Origin of the sequence: Pseudomonas sp. LS1212 (assembly GCF_024741815.1) — a bacterium.
Taxonomy (GTDB): Bacteria; Pseudomonadota; Gammaproteobacteria; order Pseudomonadales; family Pseudomonadaceae; genus Aquipseudomonas.
This window is the reverse complement of record NZ_CP102951.1, coordinates 299797-321759: the sequence shown is the minus strand read 5'-3', so window position 1 is coordinate 321759 and position 21963 is coordinate 299797. Positions and strand designations below refer to the sequence as shown.

The window sequence follows — 21963 nt, the reverse complement described above, 5'->3', positions numbered from 1 at the left end:
GTTTCCCAAGACCCAGGACAAGATCATGCCCATAATAAAAATGCCACGCATAACCGCCCTGCTCTCTGCTCTTACCCTGTCCGGCCTGGCTTGCCAGGCCTGGGCGCAGGATGTCGTCAATATCTATAACTGGACCGATTACATCGCCGAAAACACTCTGGCGGATTTCCAGCGCGACACTGGCATCAAGCCGGTTTACGACGTGTTCGACTCCAACGAGACCCTGGAAGGGAAGCTGTTGGCCGGGCGTACCGGCTATGACGTGGTGGTCCCGAGCAATCATTTCCTGGGTCGGCAGATCAAGGCCGGGGTGTTCCAGAAGCTGGACCTGGCCAAGCTGCCCAACCGCAGCAACCTCGACCCCAAACTGCTGGAGCGCCTGCAGGTCAACGATCCGGGGAATCAGTATTCGGTCCCCTATCTCTGGGGCACCAATGGCATCGGCTACAACGTCACGAAGATCAAGGAAGTGCTCGGCACCGACCGGATCGATTCCTGGAACGTGCTGTTCGAGCCGGAAAACCTGAAAAAACTCAAGGCCTGCGGTGTCTCGTTCATGGACTCGGCCGACGAGATATTTCCGGCAATGCTCAACTACATGGGCCTTGACCCCAACAGCAAACAGCTCAAGGACTATGCGCAAGCCGAGGACAAACTCAAGAGCCTGCGGCCTTACATTACCTACTTCCATTCCTCCAAATACGTCAGTGACCTGGCCAACGGCGATATCTGCATCGCCTTCGGTTATTCCGGCGATGTATTCCAGGCGATGAAGCGGGCCGAGGACGCCGGTAACGGGGTGCAAATCGCCTACGTCGTACCTCGTGAGGGGGGCAACCTCTGGTTCGATATGCTGACCATCCCGGTCGACGCCAAAAATGTCGAACAAGCCCACGCATTCATCAACTATCTGTTGCAGCCGCAGGCGATTGCCAGCGTCAGCGACTATGTTGGCTACGCCAATGCCAACACCCAGGCGACTGCGCTGATGACCGAGCAAATCAGGAATGATCCGTCGATTTATCCGCCGGCAGCGGTTCAACAAAAGCTCTATGTCTCCTCTGAGCAGCCACCGGAAATAATGCGTTGGGTGACCCGTTCCTGGAACAAGCTCAAGTCCGGCCGCTAATCCGCCCCAATCGGGCTGGCCTGCCAGCCCGAAGTCGACAGGTACCCTCCCTATGTTTTCCAGCCTCACTGCACCTGCTACCTATTATTTCGCCACCCGCAATCGCAGCCTCGACTGCCCACCGCTTGAAGGCCAGGCCCAGGCCGATGTCTGCGTGGTCGGCGGCGGCTTTACCGGCGTCAACACGGCCATCGAGCTGGCCGAGCGCGGCCACTCGGTCATTCTGCTTGAAGCACGCCAGATCGCCTGGGCCGCCAGCGGGCGCAACGGCGGGCAGCTGATCCGCGGGCTCGGACACGATCTGGGGAAATTCCAGAAGTACATCGGCAGCGACGGTTGCCAGACACTCGAACGCCTGGGCCTTGAAGCCGTCGACATCGTCCGCCAGCGCGTGCAGCGGCATGCCATCGACTGCGACCTGCGCTGGGGGCATTGCGAACTGGCCAACACGCCTGCGCACTACGCCGGGTTGATTCGCGAGCGCGAGGCGCTTGAGCGGCAGGGCTATGCCCATGAGGTCAGTCTGGTCGAGCCGCACGACATGGCCCGGGTGGTCGCCTCGGATTGCTATGTCGGCGGCTTGATCGACAATGGCTCGGGTCACCTGCATCCGCTCAACCTGGCACTGGGCGAAGCCGCCGTCGCTCAGGGGCTGGGCGTACGCATCTGTGAAAACAGTATGGTGACGCGCATCGAATACGGCAGCCGCGTCCGTGTGCATACCGCCAAAGGCCAGGTCCTGGCCAACACCCTGGTATTGGCCGGCAATGCACACCTGGGCAATCTGGAGCCCGCGCTGAGTGGGAAGGTATTGCCGGCCGGCAGTTATGTCATCGCCACAGAACCCCTGGACGCGGCCCTGGCCGAGACACTGATCCCCGCCAACCGGGCGCTGTGCGACCAACGCGTCGGGCTGGATTACTATCGTTTGTCGGCTGACCGACGGCTGTTGTTCGGTGGCGCCTGCCGTTACTCGGGCCGCGATCCGAGCGACGTTGCACGCTATATGCGTCCGAAAATGCTCAAAGTGTTCCCACAGCTTGCCGACAAACGCATCGACTTTCAGTGGAGCGGCATGATCGGCATCGGTGCCAACCGGTTGCCGCAGATCGGCCGCCTGCAAGCGCAGCCGAATGTCTACTATGCCCAGGCCTATGCCGGCCACGGGCTCAACACCACCCACCTGGCAGCCCGACTGCTGGCCGAAGCGATCAGCCGCGAGCACAGCCATGGCTTCGACCTGTTCGCCCGCGTGCCGCACATGACCTTCCCCGGCGGCCAAAGGCTGCGCTCTCCGCTGCTGGCACTGGGCATGCTCTGGTACCGGCTCAAGGACGCCGTGGGGGCCTGAGTGGCCGTTCAGATGGAAATTGATAAGGGGTATTCGTCATTGACGGTCAAGATGACCTAAAATGCCCTGCTTTTTACCCTTCCATCTGAACAACCACGAGTGGGATCTATGACTACCACGCCAAAACCCTTGGTCCTGATCATCCTGGATGGTTTCGGTCACAGCGATAACCCTGAATACAACGCCATCTACTCGGCCAGCACACCGGTCTATGACCGCCTGCGTGCCGAACAGCCCAATGGCTTGATTTCAGGTTCCGGCATGGACGTGGGCCTGCCGGAAGGCCAGATGGGCAACTCTGAAGTCGGCCATATGAACCTGGGGGCCGGGCGCGTGGTGTACCAGGACTTCACCCGCGTGACCAAGGCGATCCGCGACGGTGAGTTCTTCGAGAACCCGACCCTGTGCGGCGCCGTGGATAAAGCCGTTGCCGGCGGCAAGGCGGTGCATATCCTCGGCCTGCTCTCCGACGGTGGCGTGCACAGCCACCAGGACCACCTGGTGGCCATGGCCGAACTGGCCGCCCAGCGTGGCGCCGAAAAGATCTACCTGCATGCTTTCCTCGACGGCCGCGACACGCCGCCCAAAAGCGCCCAGTCTTCGCTGGAGCTGCTCGATGCCACCTTCGCCAAACTGGGCAAGGGCCGCATCGCCAGCATCATCGGCCGCTATTTCGCAATGGACCGTGACAACCGCTGGGACCGCGTCGCAACTGCCTACAACCTGATCGTCGACAGCGCCGCCGAATTCAGCGCCGTCACCGGCATCGAAGGCCTGGAAGCGGCCTATGCCCGTGGCGAAAGCGACGAGTTCGTCAAAGCCACCCGTATCGGTGAATCGGTCAAGGTCGAAGACGGCGATGCCGTGATCTTCATGAACTTCCGCGCCGACCGCGCTCGCGAACTGACCCGGGTTTTCGTCGAAGACGATTTCAAGGACTTCGAGCGTGCGCGGCAGCCAAAACTGGCCGCCTTCGTCGGCCTGACCCAGTACTCGGCGAAGATCCCGGCCCCGGCCGCTTTCGCACCCGGCAGCCTGGACAATGTGCTGGGTGAATACCTGTCGAAAAACAACAAGACCCAACTGCGTATTGCCGAAACCGAGAAGTATGCCCACGTCACCTTCTTCTTCTCCGGTGGCCGCGAAGAGCCCTTCCTGGGTGAAGAGCGCATCCTGATCCCGTCACCGCAGGTTGCCACCTATGACCTGCAGCCAGAGATGAGCGCGCCCGAGGTCACCGACAAGATCGTCGACGCCATCGAGCACCAGCGTTACGACGTGATCGTGGTCAACTACGCCAACGGCGACATGGTTGGGCACAGCGGAGTCTTCGAGGCGGCGGTAAAGGCCGTGGAATGCCTCGACACCTGCGTTGGCCGCATTGTCACCGCGCTGGAAAAGGTCGGCGGCGAAGCCCTCATCACAGCCGACCACGGCAACGTCGAACAGATGGAAGACGAGTGCACCGGCCAGGCACATACTGCTCACACCACCGAGCCGGTACCGTTCATTTATGTCGGCAAGCGTGCTCTGAAAGTGCGTGAAGGCGGCGTGCTGGCGGATGTCGCGCCGACCATGCTGTACCTGATGGGCCTGGAAAAGCCGGCCGAGATGACCGGCACCCCGATCCTGACCGAAGGCTGAAACCGCTTTAAAAAGGGCCGTTCGGCCCTTTTTCTGAACAAACGCCTCAAAGCAGTTGGCTTTGAGGCGTTTTTTTTGCAACGCGCGGCGGGCATACTAGGGTAATGATATACGCCTACCCGCCTCTTACTCTGGTGTCGCCCGCCCCATGCTTCGCGCCCTGATCGCTTTAACCCTTGCCTGCCTGCTCAATCCGGCGTTTGCCGATGAGCGCGTACAGACCCAACAACAGTTGGACGCCACGCGTCAGGATATCGCCGAGCTGAAAAAGCTCCTTGGCCAGTTGCAGCAGGAGAAATCCGGCGTGCAAAAAGACCTGCGCGGCACTGAAACCGAAATGGGCAAGCTGGAAAAGCAGGTGGAGGCCCTGCAGAACGAACTAAAAAAGACTGAAGGCGAGCTGGGGCGCCTCGACACAGAGAAAAAAAAACTCCAGAGCGCACGCATTGAACAACAACGGCTGATCGCCATCCAGGCCCGAGCGGCCTATCAGAGTGGTCGCCAGGAATACTTGAAGCTTTTGCTCAACCAGCAGAACCCGGAAAAATTCGCCCGCACCCTGACCTACTACGATTACATGAGCAAGGCGCGTCTCGAGCAATTGAGCAGTTTCAACGAAACCCTGCGCCAACTGGCCAACGTCGAAAAGGAAATCGCCCTGCAGCAGGCTCAACTGCTGGCCCAACAAGGCAGCCTCGACAGCCAGCGTCACGAGTTGGAAGTGGTTCGCGACGAGCGCCAGCAAGTGCTGGCCAAGCTCAACAACGATGTGAAAGAGCGCGACAAGAAGCTGCAGGCCCGCGAGCAAGACCAGGCAGACCTGACGAAGGTGCTCAAGACCATCGAGGAAACCCTCGCGCGGCAGGCCCGCGAGGCTGAAGAAGCACGCCAGAAAGCCCTGCTCGCCCAGCAGGAAGCCGAGAAACAACGCCAGCGCGAGGCGGCCCAGGCAACTGCCGACGATACCCCGCGCAAGGCGAAACCTGTTCCGGGTGCGCTGGTCTCAAGCAGTGGCGCATCCTATGGTGGACCGTTTATTTCGGCACGCGGCAAACTTCCATGGCCGGTCGATGGTCGACTGTTGGCACGCTTTGGCGAAAGCCGTGGCGACGACGTCCGGACCAAATGGGACGGGGTGATGATCAGCGCGTCCGCCGGCAGTCAGGTCCGTGCGGTGCACGGCGGCCGGGTGGTTTTCGCCGACTGGTTGCGCGGCGCCGGGCTTCTGGTCATTCTCGACCATGGCAATGGTTATTTGAGCCTGTACGGGCACAACCAGACCCTGCTCAAGGATGCAGGCGACACCGTCAAGGCCGGCGAGGCCATTTCGACGGTCGGCAGCAGTGGTGGGCAGGATACGCCAGCGTTGTATTTCGCAATTCGTCAGCAGGGCCGTCCGAGCGACCCTGCGCAATGGTGCCGTTCCCAGGGATAGGGGCGACCCACATTCACGGCGCATGAACTGTCACCGACGGTCACGCCGATGCCCGCAAGGCGCAAAACCAGGATTAGGAGTTCGTTCGACATGCTGTATTCGTCCCGCCTCACCTCGCTGGCCCTGACGCTCGCCGTGGTCATTGGCGCGCCCCTGGCCTGGGCCGCAGAGCCCGTCCGCCCGGCAGCCACCGCTGCGACTGCGGCTTCCGCCAAGGCCCCCCTGCCGCTCGAAGAGCTGCGTACCTTCGCCGAGGTCATGGATCGGATCAAGGCTGCTTATGTCGAACCTGTCGATGACAAGACACTGCTGGAAAACGCCATCAAGGGCATGCTCAGCAACCTCGACCCGCACTCCGCCTATCTGGGCCCGGAAGACTTCCAGGAACTGCAGGAAAGCACCAGCGGCGAATTCGGCGGCCTGGGCATCGAGCTTGGCGCCGAAGATGGCTTCATCAAGGTGGTATCGCCAATCGACGATACCCCGGCATCCCGGGCCGGCATCGAGGCCGGCGACCTGATCGTCAAGATCAACGGCCAGCCGACGCGCGGCCAGTCCATGACCGAAGCCGTCGAAAAGATGCGCGGCAAGGTGGGCGAGAAGATTACCCTGACCCTGGTTCGCGACGGCGGTACGCCGTTCGACGTGACCCTGGCCCGTGCGGTCATCCAGGTCAAAAGCGTCAAGAGCCAACTGCTCGAGAATGACTACGGCTATATCCGCATCACCCAGTTCCAGGTCAAGACCGGCGAAGAAGTCGGCAAGGCCCTGGCCAAGCTGCGCAAGGACAACGGCAAGAAACTGCGCGGCGTGATCCTCGATTTGCGCAACAACCCCGGTGGCGTGCTGCAATCTGCAGTGGAAGTGGCCGACCACTTCCTGACCAAAGGCCTGATCGTCTACACCAAGGGCCGCATCGCCAACTCCGAGCTGCGCTTCTCTGCCGACCCGGCCGACGCCAGTGAAGGCGTGCCGATGGTCGTGCTGATCAACGGCGGCAGCGCCTCGGCATCGGAAATCGTCGCCGGCGCCCTGCAGGACCACAAACGTGGCGTGCTGATGGGCACCGACAGCTTCGGCAAGGGTTCGGTGCAAACCGTCCTGCCGCTGAACAATGATCGCGCCCTGAAGATCACCACGGCCTTGTACTACACCCCCAATGGTCGCTCGATCCAGGCCCAGGGCATCGTGCCGGACATCGAAGTCCGCCGCGGCAAGGTCACCAGCGAACAGGACGGCGAGAACTTCAGGGAAGCCGACCTGGAAGGCCACCTGGGCAATGGCAACGGTGGCGCGGACAAACCGTCCGGCAAGCCCGGCCTGAAGATCACCAGCAACAAGAAAGATCGCCCTCAGGACGATGACTTCCAGCTGAGCCAGGCACTGAGCCTGCTCAAGGGCCTGAGTATCACTCGCGGTAGCTAGCGTATGGGGCTCAAGACCGCTCTGGTCGCCATACTCTGCTGCCTGGCCGGCGTGGCCCCTGCCATGCCGGCCGGGTCAGCGGATACCGCTGCTGCGCTGCGCAAGCAGGGCTCTGCGGTGTTGATCGGGCACCCCTCGACGCCCCAAGTCATAGGTAACGACTGAAGGTTTCCTCGACGAAACCATCGCTGCGCATCTGCTCCAGGGCTGCCTGGAGCTTGCCGACCACTTCATCGGGCACCTGTTTGTTCAGGGCCAGATACAATTGGGCACCGTTGAAGCGCAACACTGTCTTGAGGTTACTGATGCCGTCCTGGCGGGCCAGGTAACGACCCGCGGGATCACCGGTGGCCCAAAGATCGATCTTCCCGTCGAGCAACTTTTTCGCGTTGTCCTGATCGCGCAAGGCGATGACCGGATTGAGGCCTTGCTTGCTCAAGTGAAGGGCAATGGCATCGCCTTTATAGGCACCAATCTTGTAGCGCCGAGCCTGCTCGAGACTGTCCAGCTTGATCCGACTGTCCGCCCTGGCCAAGAGGATCCAGTCATCCGGACCGATGGGGCCGACCCATTTGAAAAGCTTTTCACGCTCGGCCAAACGCGCCATGACGAAGACCCCATAGCCAGGCTTCTCCAGTGTCAGCTTGTAGATGCGCTCCCAGGGAAAGCGCAGGGTCATGCTGTAGGAAACGCCGGCACGCTTGAACATCTCACGAACGATATCCGCCGCGATGCCCTGGATGTTTTCTTCTTGAGCGAAGTTCTTGCCGTTGCTCGCCATGTTGTAAGGCGGGAAGTTTTCGGTGAGCAGCACCAGGGAGGAATCATTTTCGGCTGCGGCGTGAGCGGCATTGGTGAACAGCAGACAGGTAGCGATCAGAAGCATCAAATGCTTGAACATGGGCAGGCCTCGGGATCCATGGCAGCTTTCAGATTGCCGGGAGTGAGGTCAACTGTCCAGTGAAGCCTTCGTGGCATTGCGCCATCTTTGGAGACCGCTATCGCGGGCAAGCCCGCTCCCACAGGGGTATGTGGGAGCGGGCTTGCCCGCGATGGGTACAACGCGGTCTAACTGCGGATCACCGCACCACAATCCCACGCTGAGCCATATATGCCTTGGCTTCCGGCACGGTGTATTCGCCAAAGTGGAAAATACTCGCCGCCAACACCGCACTGGCATGCCCTTCCAGCACACCGTCAGCCAAATGCTGCAGGTTGCCGACACCACCCGAAGCAATCACCGGGATACCCAGGGCATCGCTGATCGCACGGGTCACGCCCAGATCGAAGCCGTTCTTCATGCCGTCCTGGTCCATGCTGGTCAGCAGGATTTCACCCGCGCCCAGTTCTTCCATCTTCTTCGCCCAGGCCACGGCATCCAGCCCGGTAGGCTTGCGCCCGCCGTGGGTGAAGATCTCCCAGCGCGGGGTTTCGCCCGGCCCGGATACCTTCTTGGCATCGATGGCAACCACGATGCACTGCGAACCGAAATGCTGCGCCGCTTCGCCGACGAACTCGGGGTTGAACACCGCTGCGGTATTGATCGAAACCTTGTCGGCACCGGCATTGAGCAGGTTGCGGATGTCCTGCACGGTGCGCACGCCACCGCCCACGGTCAGCGGGATGAACACCTGGCTGGCCATGCGCTCGACGGTATGCAGCGTGGTATCGCGGCCATCGACGCTGGCGGTGATGTCGAGAAAGGTGATTTCATCGGCACCCTGCTCATCGTAGCGACGAGCGATTTCCACCGGGTCGCCGGCATCGCGGATGTTCTCGAACTTGACGCCCTTGACCACCCGACCGTTGTCGACGTCCAGGCAAGGGATGATGCGTTTGGCCAGCGCCATGGGTCTGTCCTCAGCCTTTGTACGAGTCGCAGAAGGCTTGCGCCTCGGCGACATCGAGAGTGCCTTCGTAGATTGCCCGGCCGGTGATGGCGCCGATGATCCCCGGTGCCTTGGCATCGAGCAGGGCCTTGATGTCGCCCAGGTTGTGGATGCCGCCCGAAGCGATCACCGGAATCCGCGTGGCAGCGGCCAGTGCAGCGGTGAACGGTACGTTGCAGCCCTGCATCATGCCGTCTTTGGCGATGTCGGTGTAGACGATGGCCGATACGCCGTCGGCTTCGAAACGCTTGGCCAGGTCGATGACCTGCACGGTGCTGACTTCAGCCCAGCCGTCGGTGGCGACGAAACCGTCCTTGGCGTCCAGGCCAACGATCACCTTGCCCGGGAAGGCGCGGCACGCCTCGGCAACGAACTCAGGCTCCTTGACCGCCTTGGTACCGATGATTACGTAGCTGACACCGGCCTTGACGTAGTGCTCGATGGTTTCCAGCGAACGAATGCCGCCGCCGATCTGGATCGGCAGGTTAGGGTAGCGCCTGGCGATCGCGGTGACCACTTCGCCGTTGACCGGCTGGCCTTCGAATGCGCCATTGAGGTCGACCAGATGCAGACGGCGGCAACCGCCCTCTACCCACTTGGCAGCCATGCTCACCGGGTCATCGGAGAACACTGTGGAATCTTCCATGCGGCCCTGGCGCAGACGAACGCAGGCACCGTCTTTAAGATCGATAGCGGGGATAATCAGCATCTGGCAAACCTTCAAGATCGAATATTCAGCTTCACTCGAAAATCAGTTTTTCTCGAGCGCCCACAGGTCGCTTTCGATGCTGTCGAACCTCTCCTTGAGGTGCGCCTGCACATCGAAAATCGCCCTGTTGTAATAATGCGGAGCAATTTCGCGGGTAAACAGATCGAGGATTTCAGCCGCCTCGAACGAGCCCAGGTTCAGCTCGAAGCGATCTTCCATGAACCGCTTGATCTTGCTGTTGGCTTCATTCTCCTGCTCAGGCGTGAGCGTGAGAATAGGCGGTTTGCTCTTCTTGGCCATTTACCAACGGCCATCCCATGCGGCGAAGTTCTGCAGCAGCTGCAGGCCATGGGTATGGCTTTTCTCCGGGTGGAACTGCACGGCAAAGCGCGAGCCTTCGGCCAGTGCGGCGGCGAAATCGACGCCATAGTGACCGCGCCCCACCACCTGCACCGCCTTGGCGGCGGCAATGTAGTAGCTGTGCACAAAGTAGAAACGCGCCATGTCCGGGATGTTGTGCCACAGCGGGTGATCGATCGTCTGCGATACTTCGTTCCAGCCCATGTGCGGCACTTTCAGGTGCTCGCCGTCTTCATGCAGGTCCTTGCCGAAGAAGCGCACATTGCCAGGGAACAGACCGATGCAATCGACGCCGTCGTTCTCTTCGCTATGGTCGAGCAAGGCTTGCATGCCCACGCAAATCCCGAGGAATGGCCGGTCCTGGCTGACTTCGCGCACCAGCGCGTCGAAACCCAGGCGACGAATCTCGGCCATGCAATCGCGAATGGCGCCGACACCCGGGAACACGACCCGGTCGGCTTCACGAATCACGCTGGCATCACTGGTGATCTGCACCCGGCCCGCGCCGACGTGCTCGAGGGCCTTGGCCACCGAGTGCAGGTTACCCATGCCGTAGTCGATAACCGCGACCGTCTGCATTACAGGCAACCTTTTGTCGAAGGCATCTGCCCGGCCATGCGTTCATCGAACTCGACGGCCATGCGCAGGGCGCGACCGAAGGCCTTGAACACGGTCTCGATCTGGTGGTGGGTGTTGTGCCCACGCAGATTGTCGATGTGCAGACTGACGAGGGCGTGGTTGACGAAGCCCTGGAAGAACTCCTGGAACAGGTCGACATCGAAGCCACCGACCGACGCACGGGTGTATGGCACGTGCATCTGCAGCCCCGGACGACCGGAAAAGTCGATGACCACGCGCGACAGCGCTTCGTCGAGCGGAACATAGGAATGGCCGTAACGACGGATGCCTTTCTTGTCGCCGATCGCTTGTACGAAAGCCTGACCCAAGGTGATACCGACGTCTTCCACCGTGTGGTGGTCGTCGATATGCAGGTCGCCCTTGCACTCGATATCCAGGTCGATCAACCCGTGCCGGGCGATCTGGTCAAGCATGTGCTCAAGGAAGGGAACCCCGATATCGAATCGGGCCTTTCCGGTGCCATCCAGGTTGATCGAGGCTTTGATCTGGGTTTCCAGAGTGTTGCGCTCGACGGACGCCTTACGTTCGGCCATCACCAGCTCCGCAAAAATCATTGGGCGAAAAAGGTGGATAGTATAGGCCCAGAAGCCGCCAGCATGAAGCAGACAAGCAGCGAGAAAGGTAATTTCACTGGCGCGCAGGCCCCGCCACACCAGGAAATTGCGTGATAGAGCCGTTGGTCGGCAGAACGCGGCAGGACCGGCGAAGCGTGAAAGGTTACCATTTGCTGTCCGCAGCGACCGCAAACTGACATCGTCTCTTTCGCGACAGCTGCTTCCCAGGCCAAGCGAGGAAATGTCATGCCCGTCGTTGTCCAAACCCTGAGCGCACCTACCCGGCAAGATCGGGACGATCTGCAGAAGATCTATCACGATGCCCCGCACTGGCTATTCGCGCCTTATGAGGATAGCCAAAGCCTTATCGACGCCTGTCTGGGCGACACGACCCTGATCGCTGCCCGCTTCAACGACCGCCTGCTCGGTGCGGCGCGCCTCAGGCAACAGGACTCGGTGTGGCACCTTTCGCATTTGTGCGTACGAACTATTACTCGCCGTCGCGGGGTAGGTGAACGATTGGTCTGCGAAGCCCGGAAACTCGCCGAGCAGTCCGGTGCGAAATTGCACCTGCTGGCCCCGGCAGGCCACCTGGAGGCCCAGGCACTGGCTGCCAAGCTGCATTTGCCACTGGATCTGGCGCCGTAACAGGCCACCTCAAGCGATGAAACCCGCCGTTTCCATCCGCGGCGCCACTTGACCCTGCGGCCAAGTCTTGCGCGCTATACTCTCGGGCTAAATTTTGACTTCCGACTACAAGGACTCGCCCATGAAAGCGTTCGGCAAAATCCTGGGGCTGGTTATTCTCGGGCTGTTGCTGATCATTGTGGCTCTGGGCTTTGCCCTGACCCATCTATTCGATCCCAACGACTACAAAGACGAGATTCGCCAGCTGGCACGTGACAAGGCGCACCTGGAGCTCACCCTCAACGGTGACATCGGCTGGAGCCTGTTCCCCTGGCTGGGCCTTGAGCTCCATGAAGCCAGCATTGCCACCCTGAACAATCCGAAGGTGCCCTTCGCCGACCTGCAGATGCTCGGCCTCTCGGTGCGCGTGCTGCCCTTGCTGCGCCGCGAAGTGCAAATGAGCGATGTCCGCGTCGAAGGCCTGAACCTGATCCTGAGCCGCGACGAAAACGGGCACGGCAACTGGGAAGACATCGGGCGCCCGCTGCCGGCAACTACCCCTGTGCCGACCACCGCCGCCACCGATCCGAATGCACCTGCCACGCCTGCCCCGGCCACGGCCGATGCAGCCGGACGCCCGGTCAAGCTGGACATCGACAGCCTGACCGTGAACAACGCGCGCGTGCAATTCACCGACGCCAGGAGCGGTCAACACCTGAGCGCCGAAAGCATTCAACTGAGCACCGGCGCCGTGCATGAAGGGGTCAATATCCCGGTCAAGCTGACCGCCTTCCTGGGCACCAACCAACCGGTGATGCGTGCTCGCACCGAGCTCAATGGCGAGCTGCGCTTTGATCGCGCCCTCAAGCGCTACCAGTTCGAAGACATGAAACTCTCCGGCGAGGCTTCCGGCGAGCCGCTGCAAGGCAAGACCATGACCTTCGCCGCGCAAGGCCAATTGCTGGTCGACCTGGCGGCCAACATCGCCGAGTGGAACGGGCTCAAGCTCTCCGCCAACCAATTGCGCGCCCTGGGCGAACTCAATGTCCGCGACCTGGACAAGGAACCGAAGCTTACCGGCGGCCTGTCCATCGCCCAGGTCGACCTGCGCACCTTCCTCGACAGCATCGGCCAGACCCTGCCGCCGATGGCTAGCGGCAGCCTGAGCAAGTTCGAGCTGGTCAGCCGCCTGGAAGGCAGCAAGAACAGCCTGGCCCTCGAAGACCTCAACCTGAAACTGGACGACAGCCTGTTCAGCGGCCGCATCGCCATCGAGGACTTCGCCAAACAGTCGCTGCGCGTTCAACTCAAGGGCGACAAGCTCGACGCCGACCGCTACATGCCGCCCAAGAGCGAAGCGGCGGCCAGCGCCAGCACCGCACGCCAGTCGGAAGTCAAAAGCAGCGAAAGCGGCGCTATCGCCGGCGCCGGCGACTCCCCGCTGCCCAATGCGCCAACCCAGACCGCCTGGAGCAACGACAAGCTGTTGCCGGTCGACCGCCTGCGCAAGCTCGACCTGCAGGCCGACCTGAACTTCGGCGTGCTGACCCTGGAAAAGCTGCCGATCGAAAACGCTGTACTCAAGACCCAGGGCCTGGATGGACTGATCAAGCTCGAAAGCCTGCGCGGCGGCCTTTACGACGGCGATTTCGAAACCACGGGCATGCTCGACGTGCGCCCTGCCGTGCCGTTGATCGGCCTGCAGACGAAGATCAACCGGGTACCGGTCGAACACTTCATCAAGAGCGAGGACAAAACCCCACCGGTCAAAGGCCTGCTGACCTTCAACAGCGACCTGACCACCAGTGGCAACAGCCAGAAGGCCTTGATCGACACCCTCAACGGCAATGCCAGCTTCACCATCAACGATGGCGTGCTGGTCAATGCCAACCTCGAGCAACAGCTCTGCAAGGGGATCGCCACCCTCAACCGCAAGGCCCTCAGCGGCCAGCCGCGCGGCAAGGACACGCCCTTCGAGGAGCTCAAGGGCAACCTGGTGTTTCGCAATGGCGTAGCCAGCAACCCGGACCTCAAGGCACGCATCCCCGGCCTGACCGTCAACGGCAACGGCGACATCGACCTGCGCGTGCTGGGCATGGATTACCGTGTCAGCGTGATCATCGAAGGCGACAAGAGCGAAATGCCCGACCCGGCCTGCGAGGTCAACGAGCGCTATGTCGGCCTTGAATGGCCGCTGCGCTGCCGTGGCCCGCTGGAACTCGGGGCCAAGGCCTGCCGTGTCGACAAGGATGGCCTGGGCAAGGTTGCCGGCAAGATGGCCGGTGACAAGCTCAATGAAAAAATCGAAGAGAAGCTTGGCGACAAGGTCAGCCCTGAATTGAAAGATGCACTCAAGGGGCTGTTCAAGCGATGAGTCCCGAGCAGTTTTCCACAGCGGTCCTGAACTGGTACGACCACAACGGCCGGCATGACTTGCCCTGGCAACAGGGCATCACGCCGTACCGGGTGTGGGTCTCGGAGATCATGCTGCAACAGACCCAGGTCAGCACCGTGCTCAATTACTTCGACCGTTTCATGGCGGCCTTGCCGACGGTCGAAGCCCTGGCGGCAGCACCGGAGGACGAAGTCCTGCACCTCTGGACCGGCCTCGGTTACTACACCCGTGCACGCAACTTGCAAAAGACCGCGAAGATCGTCGTCGAGCACTATGGCGGCGAATTTCCACGCGACGTCGAGAAGCTGACCGGGCTACCGGGCATCGGCCTGTCCACTGCCGGGGCCATCGCCAGCATCAGCATGGGCCTGCGCGCGCCGATTCTCGACGGTAACGTCAAACGCGTGCTGGCCCGCTACACCGCCCAGGAGGGCTACCCGGGCGAGCCGAAAGTAGCCAAGGCGCTGTGGGCCAATGCCGAGCGCTTTACGCCGCAGACGCGCGTCAACCACTACACCCAGGCGATGATGGACCTGGGCGCGACCCTGTGCACCCGCAGCAAGCCAAGTTGCCTGCTGTGCCCACTGGAAAAAGGCTGCCAGGCGCATCTGCTGGGCCTGGAGATCCGCTACCCGATCCCCAAGCCGCGCAAGACCCTGCCGCAAAAGCGCACCCTGATGCCGATGCTGGCAAACCGCGACGGCGCCATCCTGCTTTACCGGCGCCCCTCCAGCGGCCTCTGGGGCGGCCTGTGGAGCCTGCCAGAGCTCGATGACCTGAACGACCTCGAACACCTCGCCGCACAGCACTCGCTTGCGCTGGGCACGCCTCACGGCCTGCCCGCGCTGACCCACACCTTCAGCCACTTCCAGCTGGCGATCGAACCCTGGCTGGTCCAGGTCAAGGAGTCCGGCCAGCACGTGGCCGAGGCCGACTGGCTCTGGTATAACCTCGCCACCCCGCCGCGCCTGGGCCTTGCCGCCCCGGTGAAAAAACTGCTGAAGCGCGCGGCCGACGCCTTGAATGCAGGAGAACTGTCATGACCCGCACCGTAATGTGCCGCAAGTACAAAGAAGAACTGCCAGGCCTGGAACGCCCTCCATACCCGGGCGCCAAGGGCCAGGACATTTTCGAACACGTCTCGGCGAAAGCCTGGGCCGACTGGCAGAAACACCAGACCCTGCTGATCAACGAAAAACGCCTGAACATGATGAACGCCGAAGACCGCAAATACCTTCAGGGCGAAATGGACAAGTTTTTTTCCGGCGAGGAATATGCCAAGGCCGAAGGCTACGTTCCACCTGCTCAATAATTGAGCAAATTCGTAAGCTTCGGTATTAATTCAAAAATTTTTTAAAAACTTGCTTGACGCTTCCTCGAAAAAGCCTTTTAATGCGCCCCGTTGCCCAGATAGCTCAGTCGGTAGAGCAGGGGATTGAAAATCCCCGTGTCGGCGGTTCGATTCCGTCTCTGGGCACCACTCATTAGATTCAGGTGGTGTCAAATCATCTGAATATTCAAGAAACCCGCCTAGTGCGGGTTTTTTGTTGCCCACGATTTTTCCCTCGAAATACCCCCTCCCCTTTTCGGCCTGCGAGCGAGTTCGTCGGTGCGTATCTGCACGCAAAAAAACCCACTTGGCCAAATGAAATTTAAATGTTAGTTTTTCATGAAATTATAAATAGAAAATTTCACGAGGCCTGCCCATGTTCAAACAGTCCGCCCAGCACATCGGAACGTTCTACGCCGGCACCTACCCCGGCCCGATCCCGCTTCGCCCCGCGCTGCCCGGCAGTTTGCACTGCGACGTCCTGATTATCGGCGGCGGCTTCAGCGGGCTGCACACGGCGCTGCGCCTGAGCCTGGCCGGCAAACGCGTGGTGTTGCTTGAAGCCAGTCGGCTGGCCTGGGCTGCGTCCGGGCGCAATGGTGGGCAGGCGTTGCTGGGCTGGTCGTGCGATATGCCGCCGCTGGAAAAGGAACTTGGCCAGGCGCGCACCCTTGAGCTGTGGAACAGCATGCGCTGGGCCGCCGAAGAAATCCGTGAGCTGCCAGAACGGCATGGCTTCGATATCGATTACCGCCCCGGCAGCCTGTGGGCCGCCGTGCAGCCGCGTCGGGTCGGGCAATTGCGCGAGGCCCAGCATGAAGCCGAGGAAAAGTGGGGCTACGCCGAGATGCGCTTCATCGACCGCGAGGAAATGTGTGAGTGGATCGACAGCCCGCGCTACCTTGCCGCGCTGTATGACCCGCAGGCCGGGCATCTCAACCCGCTGAAACTCGCCCAAGGGCTGGCCGGCGCCATCGAACGGGCAGGCGGGCGGATCTTTGAACAAAGCCAGGTGCTGGACTACCTCGAAACCGCCGATGGCTTCGTCGCCCGCACCGACAAGGGCGAAGTACGCAGCGATCAGCTGGTGCTGGCCTGCAATGCCTATGTCGATCGCCTCGACCCCCAGCTTTCCAGCCGCTTGCTGCCGGTGGGCTCCTACCAGGTCGCCACCGTACCGCTGACGCCGGAGCTGGCGCATTCGCTGCTGCCGCGCAACAGTTGCGTGATCGACAACCAGTTCGTCCCCGATTACTTCCGCCTGACCCCGGACCACCGTTTGCTGTTCGGCGGCGGCTGCACCTATCTGGGCGGCATTCCCAAGGATGTGGCCAGCGCCACCCGCCCCTACCTGGAACGCGCTTTCCCGCAATTGCGCGGTGTCGAGTTCGAGTTCGCCTGGGGCGGCCATATCGACGTCAGCATGAAACGCACGCCGGACATCGGCCGCCAGGGCCAGCGCTACTGGCTGCAAGGCTTTTCCGGACATGGTGTACTGCCGACGCTGGCCGGGGCTCGCGCCGTGGCCGACGCGCTGTTGGGCGATGAACGCTTACTGAAGCTGTACCAGGGCATCGACAACCCGCGCTTCCCGGGTGGCTCGCTGCTTGCCGCGCCGCTGGAGGCCGCCGGCAAGGCCTGGTACCGATTGCGCGATGTCATTTGATTTGAAGGAAACTCCATGAACATGCAAGAAGAAGTCGAAGGCCTGGCGATCCTGATTCGCGACCTGCGCAAACACAAGAATATGACCTTGGGCGAACTGGCACAGAAGATCGATCGCTCGGTGGGCTTTCTGTCCCAGGTCGAGCGCGGACTGTCGCGCCCGACCGTGGCCGACCTCACGGCCATCAGCGAAACCCTGGGCGTGCCGACCACCTATTTCTACAACCTGAACAAACCCCGCGCGCTGCGCTGGGTCACCCGCCCCCGCGAGCGCCGCACCCTGTATTACGCCGGCGGGATCACCGATGTGCTGGCATCACCAACCATTTCCGGCGGTTTCTCCATGCTAGAAAGCCATCTGGAGCCCGGCGCCACCAGCGGCGAAGGGCATCTGGACGACAGCTCGGAGCAGGGCGGTTTCGTGCTCGAAGGTGAATTGACCCTGTGGCTGGAGAACGACGAAGAGCCGGTCACCCTCGGCCCCAACGACAGCTTCCAGCTGCCGCCACATGCCCAGTTTCGCTACGCCAACCTCACCGACAAAGCCACCCGTGTGCTTTGGGTATTCAACTGATTGCGTCTTACAACTCCAAGGACAAGAAGATGACCCCCGCCTTTCCCGACCTGCTCAGCGAAGTGCGCGCATTCCGAGCGCAGCACCCCGAGGTGAGTTACGTAGACCTGATCGCCCTGGACATTCCCGGGCACTTCTACGGCAAGCGCTATCCCATGGCGATGCTTGAGAAGGTCGCGGCGGGCGCCCCCCTCAAGTTGCCGCAGAACTGCGTGCTGCTGGGCGCCCAAGGCGGCCTGCACCCGATCGGCGACTATTGCTTCAATGACGGTGACCCGGATGCACCGCGCCGGCTGATCCCCGGCACGCTCAAGCCGGTGCGCTGGGAGGGCCAGCCGCTGGCGCAGATGCTGATCAGCTCCGACGGCACCCCGGCGCCGATCGAGTTCGAACCGCGCGAAGTCCTGGCGCAGGTCCTCCAGCGCCTGGCAAAGCGCGGCATCAAGCCCATCGTCGCCTTCGAGCTGGAGTTCTATCTGTTCGATCGCAAGCTCAAGGAAGGCCTGCCGCAGTTCCCTCGCGATACGCTCTGCGACGATGAGGACGACCAGCCGAACATGCACATCGAGCGGCTCTCGCGCTTCTCTTCGGTGCTGCACGAAATGGTCGAGGCCGCCAACGAACAAGGCGTCGAGGCCAACGTGATCACTGCAGAACTGGGCCCCGGCCAGTTCGAGATCAACTTCGCCCACAGCGAAGACGGTTTGCAGGCGGCCGACTGGGCCGCCCTGTTCTGCCGCAGCACCCGTGGCGTGGCGCTCAAGCACGGCCATCGCGCCAGCTTCATGAGCAAGCCTTACCTGCAGGCACCGGGCAGCGGCATGCATGTGCACGTCAGCCTCTATGACGAGGCCGGCAACAACGTGCTCGCCGCTGACGACCAGCGCCCCCTGCGTCACGCCGTGGCCGGCTGCCTGGAGCTGCTGCCGCACTGCATGCCGATCTTCGCCGCCAACCACAACGCCTTCCGCCGCTACGGCGCCATGGTCAACGCCGCCAGCCGGGCCAGCTGGGGCTTCGAGGATCGCGATGCCTGCATCCGCATTCCCGACTCCGACCCGCGCAACCTGCGCATCGAACACCGCCTGGCCGGCGCCGATGCCAACCCGTACCTGGTGCTGGCGGCCATCCTCACCGGCATGGAATATGGCCTGGATGCTCGCCAGGAACCCATCGCGCCCCTCAACGAGAACCGCCAGAGCGGCATCGACTTTCCCAAGGACATGCTCAGCGCCGTCGCGGCAATGCGCACTCACCCGGCCGTGAATGAAGGCCTGGGCAGTGAGTTCGTGATGGTCTACTGCGAGAACAAGCGCCAGGACCAACTGGCGTTCATGGATGAAGTCAGCGCACGCGAGTACCGCTGGTTCCTCTAACCCCCTGAAATGAAAAAGGCCGCCGTCATCACTGACTGCGGCCTTTTTTTACACCAGGCGGTCCGAGGTCAGCGGCTCAACACCGCTGCCCCCAGCCGCTCGTTCTTGCGACGGCGGGCTACCAGCAGGCCGGCAGCGACCACCACGATGGCCAGCAACGCGGTCGAGAGCACTTCGGCGCGGTTTTCCGGACGAATCAGCATCAGGGTCAGGATCCCGACAATAAACACGATGGTGGCCCAGGTAAGACCCGGGAACAGCCACATCTTGAAGGCGATCTTCTCACCCCGCGCCATGCGCTGACGACGCATGCGCAGTTGCGACACGGCGATCACCAGGTAGACCAGCAAAGCGATTGCACCAGAGCTGGCCAGAAGGAACGCAAACACCTGGGCCGGGGCCACATAGTTGGCGAACACGGCCAAAAACGCTGCCGCGGTGGACAGCATTACCGCCCAGTGAGGCGTGCCGCTGGACGTAGTACGTTGGGCAACGGCCGGGGCATCGCCACGCTTGCTCAAGGAAAACAGCATGCGCGAGGCCGTGTACAAGGCCGAGTTCAGGCAACTGGTCACCGCTACCAACACCACCAGATCAACGATCAGCTTGGCGTTTGGAATCCCCATCAAGTCGAGCACGGTCTGGTAGGAGCCGACATCGGCCAGACGAGGGTCATTCCACGGCACCAGGGCAACCACGACAAAGATCGATACAAGGTAGAACAGAAAAATCCGCCAGATCACCGAATTGGTCGCCTTGGTGATCTGCTGGCCCGGGTCTTTCGACTCGGCAGCCGCGATGGTGACGATTTCGGTGCCCATGAAAGAGAACATGGTGGTCAGCATCGCAGCCACCACTGCGCCCATGCCGTTTGGCATGAAGCCTTGGGTATCGGTCAAGTGACTGACACCGCTGACCTGGCTGCTGGGCAACCAGCCGAAGATCGCCGCGGCACCCAGGGCGATGAAGCCCAGGATCGCCAGCACCTTGATCAAGGCGAACCAGAATTCGAACTCGCCGTAATTCTTCACGCTGAACAGGTTGGTCGCGGTCAGCAGCAGCGTGATGACCAGCGTAAAGACCCAGATCGCCACATCCGGGAACCAGGCATGCAGGATCGTGGCGGCGGCGCTGGCTTCCAGCGGAATCACCAACACCCAGAACCACCAGTACAACCAGCCGATGGTGAAGCCGGCCCAATGCCCGATGGCCCTGTCGGCATAGGTGGAGAAGGAACCGGTGTCCGGCGAGGCGACGGCCATTTCGGCCAGCATGCGCATCACCAGCACAACCAGAGTACCAGCCCCGAGGTAAGCCAACAGAACGGCCGGGCCGGCTTGGGCGATGGCATGACCGGAGCCGACGAATAAACCTGCGCCAATTACCCCGGCGATCGACAGCATGGTGACATGCCGCTGCTTGAGCCCCTGACCCAAGTCATTGGTGTTATGCGTGTTACTCATAAAACTACCTTTGCAAAGATGGCGTTCGTTCCAGCTACTGACGCGCATTCTTCGTGTCGTTGAAGGAATGCAAAAATTCCGTTGCCGGTCGGGACAGCAAATATTGCGCCACAAACGCCTGAATCCGCTGTATAGGCCACCCCGCAAGGCCGCAGGCCATATTCGCCAAGCCATTGCATTCAATAGCCTTTTGCCATCTTCTTTGCATTTTATTACTGAAATACCCAGTAACAAGTCGTTTGGGTTGCACCAAAAAGCCCAACAGGTAACACCTTTTAACAACAATGGCGCACAAAAGGAGCAACCCGAGTACAACCCGATGCGCGGACCTGTAACACCCGGCGAGACGAGATGCGGCTTCCACCACCCCACCAAAGCTGGCACCATCGCGCCCTTTTTACGCGACTCCCTTGCCGGGAAATGATGGAAAGGCTGAGGTCGGACAGGTTCGGTTGATATCGGCGCGACAGTCTGCTGTAGCGATGCGACACCCGCCCGCCCAGCCGCCAATTGCAGCCGTGGCGCTGTTGGCCGATGTCCAATCGCTATGCTAGCTTGGCGCCACGCCAGGAAGGCCCGTAACAGCAGGAGCGCACCAGAACACATGAGGACCGCACATGGCTCAGGCCACGCCCGCGCTGGAAATCCGTAATTTGCACAAACGCTACGGTGAGCTGGAAGTACTCAAGGGTATTTCGCTGACCGCTCGCGACGGCGATGTGATCTCGATCCTGGGGTCCTCCGGTTCCGGCAAGTCCACACTGCTGCGCTGCATCAACCTGCTGGAAAACCCCCACGAAGGGCAGATCCTGGTCGCCGGCGAAGAGCTCAAGCTCAAGGCCGCGAAAAACGGCGAGCTGGTTGCTGCCGACAACAAGCAGATCAACCGCATGCGCAGTGAGATCGGCTTCGTATTCCAGAATTTCAACCTGTGGCCGCACATGACCGTGCTCGATAACATCATCGAAGCACCGCGTCGCGTGCTCGGCCAGAGCAAGGCCCAAGCCATTGAAGTGGCCGAGGCGCTGCTGGCCAAGGTCGGCATCGGCGACAAGCGCCATGCCTACCCCGCGCAGCTCTCCGGTGGCCAGCAACAACGGGCAGCCATCGCCCGCACACTGGCCATGCAGCCTAAAGTCATTCTGTTCGATGAGCCGACTTCGGCACTCGATCCGGAAATGGTTCAGGAAGTGCTCAACGTTATCCGGGCACTGGCCGAAGAAGGCCGAACCATGCTACTGGTTACCCATGAAATGAGCTTCGCCCGCCAAGTGTCCAGTGAAGTGGTCTTCCTGCACCAGGGGCTCGTTGAAGAGCAAGGATCGCCGCAGCAGGTCTTTGAAAACCCGCTTTCGGCGCGTTGTAAACAATTCATGTCCAGCAACCGCTAACGGAGCA

21 protein-coding genes and 1 tRNA gene are annotated in these 21963 nt (G+C 61.4%); 15 read left to right on the top strand and 7 right to left on the bottom strand.

Annotated elements, in window-relative coordinates; translation table 11 throughout:
• Positions 1-25: 25 nt before the first annotated feature.
• The 5 genes from NVV94_RS01555 to NVV94_RS01535 all read left to right on the top strand — a co-directional run bounded on the left by NVV94_RS01555 (position 26) and on the right by NVV94_RS01535 (position 6984).
• Entirely contained in the window at positions 26-1129 is a 1104-nt protein-coding gene (locus NVV94_RS01555; protein WP_258445514.1) for a polyamine ABC transporter substrate-binding protein, read from the top strand.
• Positions 1130-1181: 52 nt separating this feature from the next.
• On the top strand, positions 1182-2480 hold the full coding sequence (locus NVV94_RS01550; RefSeq protein ID WP_258445513.1) for an FAD-binding oxidoreductase: 1299 nt from the start codon (positions 1182-1184) through the stop codon (positions 2478-2480).
• A 108-nt stretch (positions 2481-2588) separates the two neighbouring features.
• Entirely contained in the window at positions 2589-4124 is a 1536-nt protein-coding gene (gpmI, locus tag NVV94_RS01545) for a 2,3-bisphosphoglycerate-independent phosphoglycerate mutase (protein WP_258445512.1), read from the top strand.
• 148 nt (positions 4125-4272) lie between these two features.
• A complete protein-coding gene (locus tag NVV94_RS01540) occupies positions 4273-5559 on the top strand; it encodes a murein hydrolase activator EnvC (RefSeq protein WP_258445511.1) in 1287 nt (428 codons plus the stop codon).
• A gap of 90 nt (positions 5560-5649) precedes the next feature.
• Positions 5650-6984 (top strand): S41 family peptidase, encoded by a 1335-nt coding sequence (locus NVV94_RS01535; protein WP_258445510.1) that lies wholly within the window; start codon positions 5650-5652, stop codon positions 6982-6984.
• 148 nt (positions 6985-7132) lie between these two features.
• On the opposite strand, the gene NVV94_RS01530 is transcribed toward NVV94_RS01535, so the two are convergent.
• The 6 genes from NVV94_RS01530 to hisB form a co-directional block, all read right to left on the bottom strand.
• Positions 7133-7885, bottom strand: coding sequence for an ABC transporter substrate-binding protein (locus NVV94_RS01530; protein WP_258445509.1), 753 nt, complete (start codon positions 7883-7885; stop codon positions 7133-7135).
• A gap of 178 nt (positions 7886-8063) precedes the next feature.
• Positions 8064-8834, bottom strand: a complete 771-nt coding sequence (gene hisF / locus NVV94_RS01525; protein WP_258445508.1) for an imidazole glycerol phosphate synthase subunit HisF — start codon at positions 8832-8834, stop codon at positions 8064-8066.
• Positions 8835-8844: 10 nt separating this feature from the next.
• Complete coding sequence (gene hisA / locus NVV94_RS01520; RefSeq protein ID WP_191944058.1) at positions 8845-9582, bottom strand: 1-(5-phosphoribosyl)-5-[(5-phosphoribosylamino)methylideneamino]imidazole-4-carboxamide isomerase; 738 nt, start codon at positions 9580-9582, stop codon at positions 8845-8847.
• A 42-nt stretch (positions 9583-9624) separates the two neighbouring features.
• The gene (locus NVV94_RS01515) at positions 9625-9882 is read right to left on the bottom strand and encodes a DUF2164 domain-containing protein (RefSeq protein ID WP_258445507.1); all 258 of its coding nucleotides are present in this window, start codon (positions 9880-9882) and stop codon (positions 9625-9627) included.
• Positions 9883-10521: an imidazole glycerol phosphate synthase subunit HisH gene (hisH, locus tag NVV94_RS01510; RefSeq protein WP_258445506.1), complete on the bottom strand. Its 639-nt coding sequence runs from the start codon at positions 10519-10521 to the stop codon at positions 9883-9885.
• On the bottom strand, positions 10521-11114 hold the full coding sequence (gene hisB, locus NVV94_RS01505; RefSeq protein ID WP_258445505.1) for an imidazoleglycerol-phosphate dehydratase HisB: 594 nt from the start codon (positions 11112-11114) through the stop codon (positions 10521-10523). Before hisB ends, hisH begins: the two co-directional genes overlap by 1 nt.
• Before the next feature lie 267 nt (positions 11115-11381).
• Between hisB and panM the strand changes: the two genes are divergently transcribed.
• The 8 genes from panM (at position 11382) to NVV94_RS01465 (ending at position 19102) form a co-directional block, all read left to right on the top strand.
• Positions 11382-11783 (top strand): aspartate 1-decarboxylase autocleavage activator PanM, encoded by a 402-nt coding sequence (gene panM, locus NVV94_RS01500; protein ID WP_258445504.1) that lies wholly within the window; start codon positions 11382-11384, stop codon positions 11781-11783.
• A 121-nt stretch (positions 11784-11904) separates the two neighbouring features.
• Positions 11905-14136: an AsmA family protein gene (locus NVV94_RS01495; protein ID WP_258445503.1), complete on the top strand. Its 2232-nt coding sequence runs from the start codon at positions 11905-11907 to the stop codon at positions 14134-14136.
• Positions 14133-15200, top strand: a complete 1068-nt coding sequence (mutY, locus tag NVV94_RS01490) for an A/G-specific adenine glycosylase (RefSeq protein ID WP_258445502.1) — start codon at positions 14133-14135, stop codon at positions 15198-15200. Before NVV94_RS01495 ends, mutY begins: the two co-directional genes overlap by 4 nt.
• A complete protein-coding gene (locus tag NVV94_RS01485; protein ID WP_258445501.1) occupies positions 15197-15469 on the top strand; it encodes an oxidative damage protection protein in 273 nt (90 codons plus the stop codon). Before mutY ends, NVV94_RS01485 begins: the two co-directional genes overlap by 4 nt.
• 92 nt (positions 15470-15561) lie before the next feature.
• Positions 15562-15637 (top strand) — tRNA-Phe (locus NVV94_RS01480).
• 226 nt (positions 15638-15863) lie between these two features.
• Entirely contained in the window at positions 15864-17153 is a 1290-nt protein-coding gene (locus NVV94_RS01475) for an FAD-binding oxidoreductase (RefSeq protein ID WP_258445500.1), read from the top strand.
• Between the two features lie 15 nt (positions 17154-17168).
• Positions 17169-17726: a helix-turn-helix domain-containing protein gene (locus NVV94_RS01470; RefSeq protein WP_258445499.1), complete on the top strand. Its 558-nt coding sequence runs from the start codon at positions 17169-17171 to the stop codon at positions 17724-17726.
• A gap of 29 nt (positions 17727-17755) precedes the next feature.
• On the top strand, positions 17756-19102 hold the full coding sequence (locus NVV94_RS01465; protein WP_258445498.1) for a glutamine synthetase family protein: 1347 nt from the start codon (positions 17756-17758) through the stop codon (positions 19100-19102).
• Between the two features lie 68 nt (positions 19103-19170).
• Here NVV94_RS01465 and gabP read toward each other — a convergent pair whose 3' ends face one another.
• Complete coding sequence (gene gabP / locus NVV94_RS01460; RefSeq protein WP_258445497.1) at positions 19171-20565, bottom strand: GABA permease; 1395 nt, start codon at positions 20563-20565, stop codon at positions 19171-19173.
• Between gabP and NVV94_RS01455 the strand changes: the two genes are divergently transcribed.
• Both NVV94_RS01455 and NVV94_RS01450 read left to right on the top strand, forming a co-directional pair.
• Positions 20555-20989, top strand: coding sequence for a hypothetical protein (locus NVV94_RS01455; RefSeq protein WP_258445496.1), 435 nt, complete (start codon positions 20555-20557; stop codon positions 20987-20989). The two genes, gabP and NVV94_RS01455, sit on opposite strands and share 11 nt — an antisense overlap.
• A gap of 193 nt (positions 20990-21182) precedes the next feature.
• Entirely contained in the window at positions 21183-21956 is a 774-nt protein-coding gene (locus NVV94_RS01450; RefSeq protein WP_258445495.1) for an ABC transporter ATP-binding protein, read from the top strand.
• Positions 21957-21963: the final 7 nt, after the last annotated feature.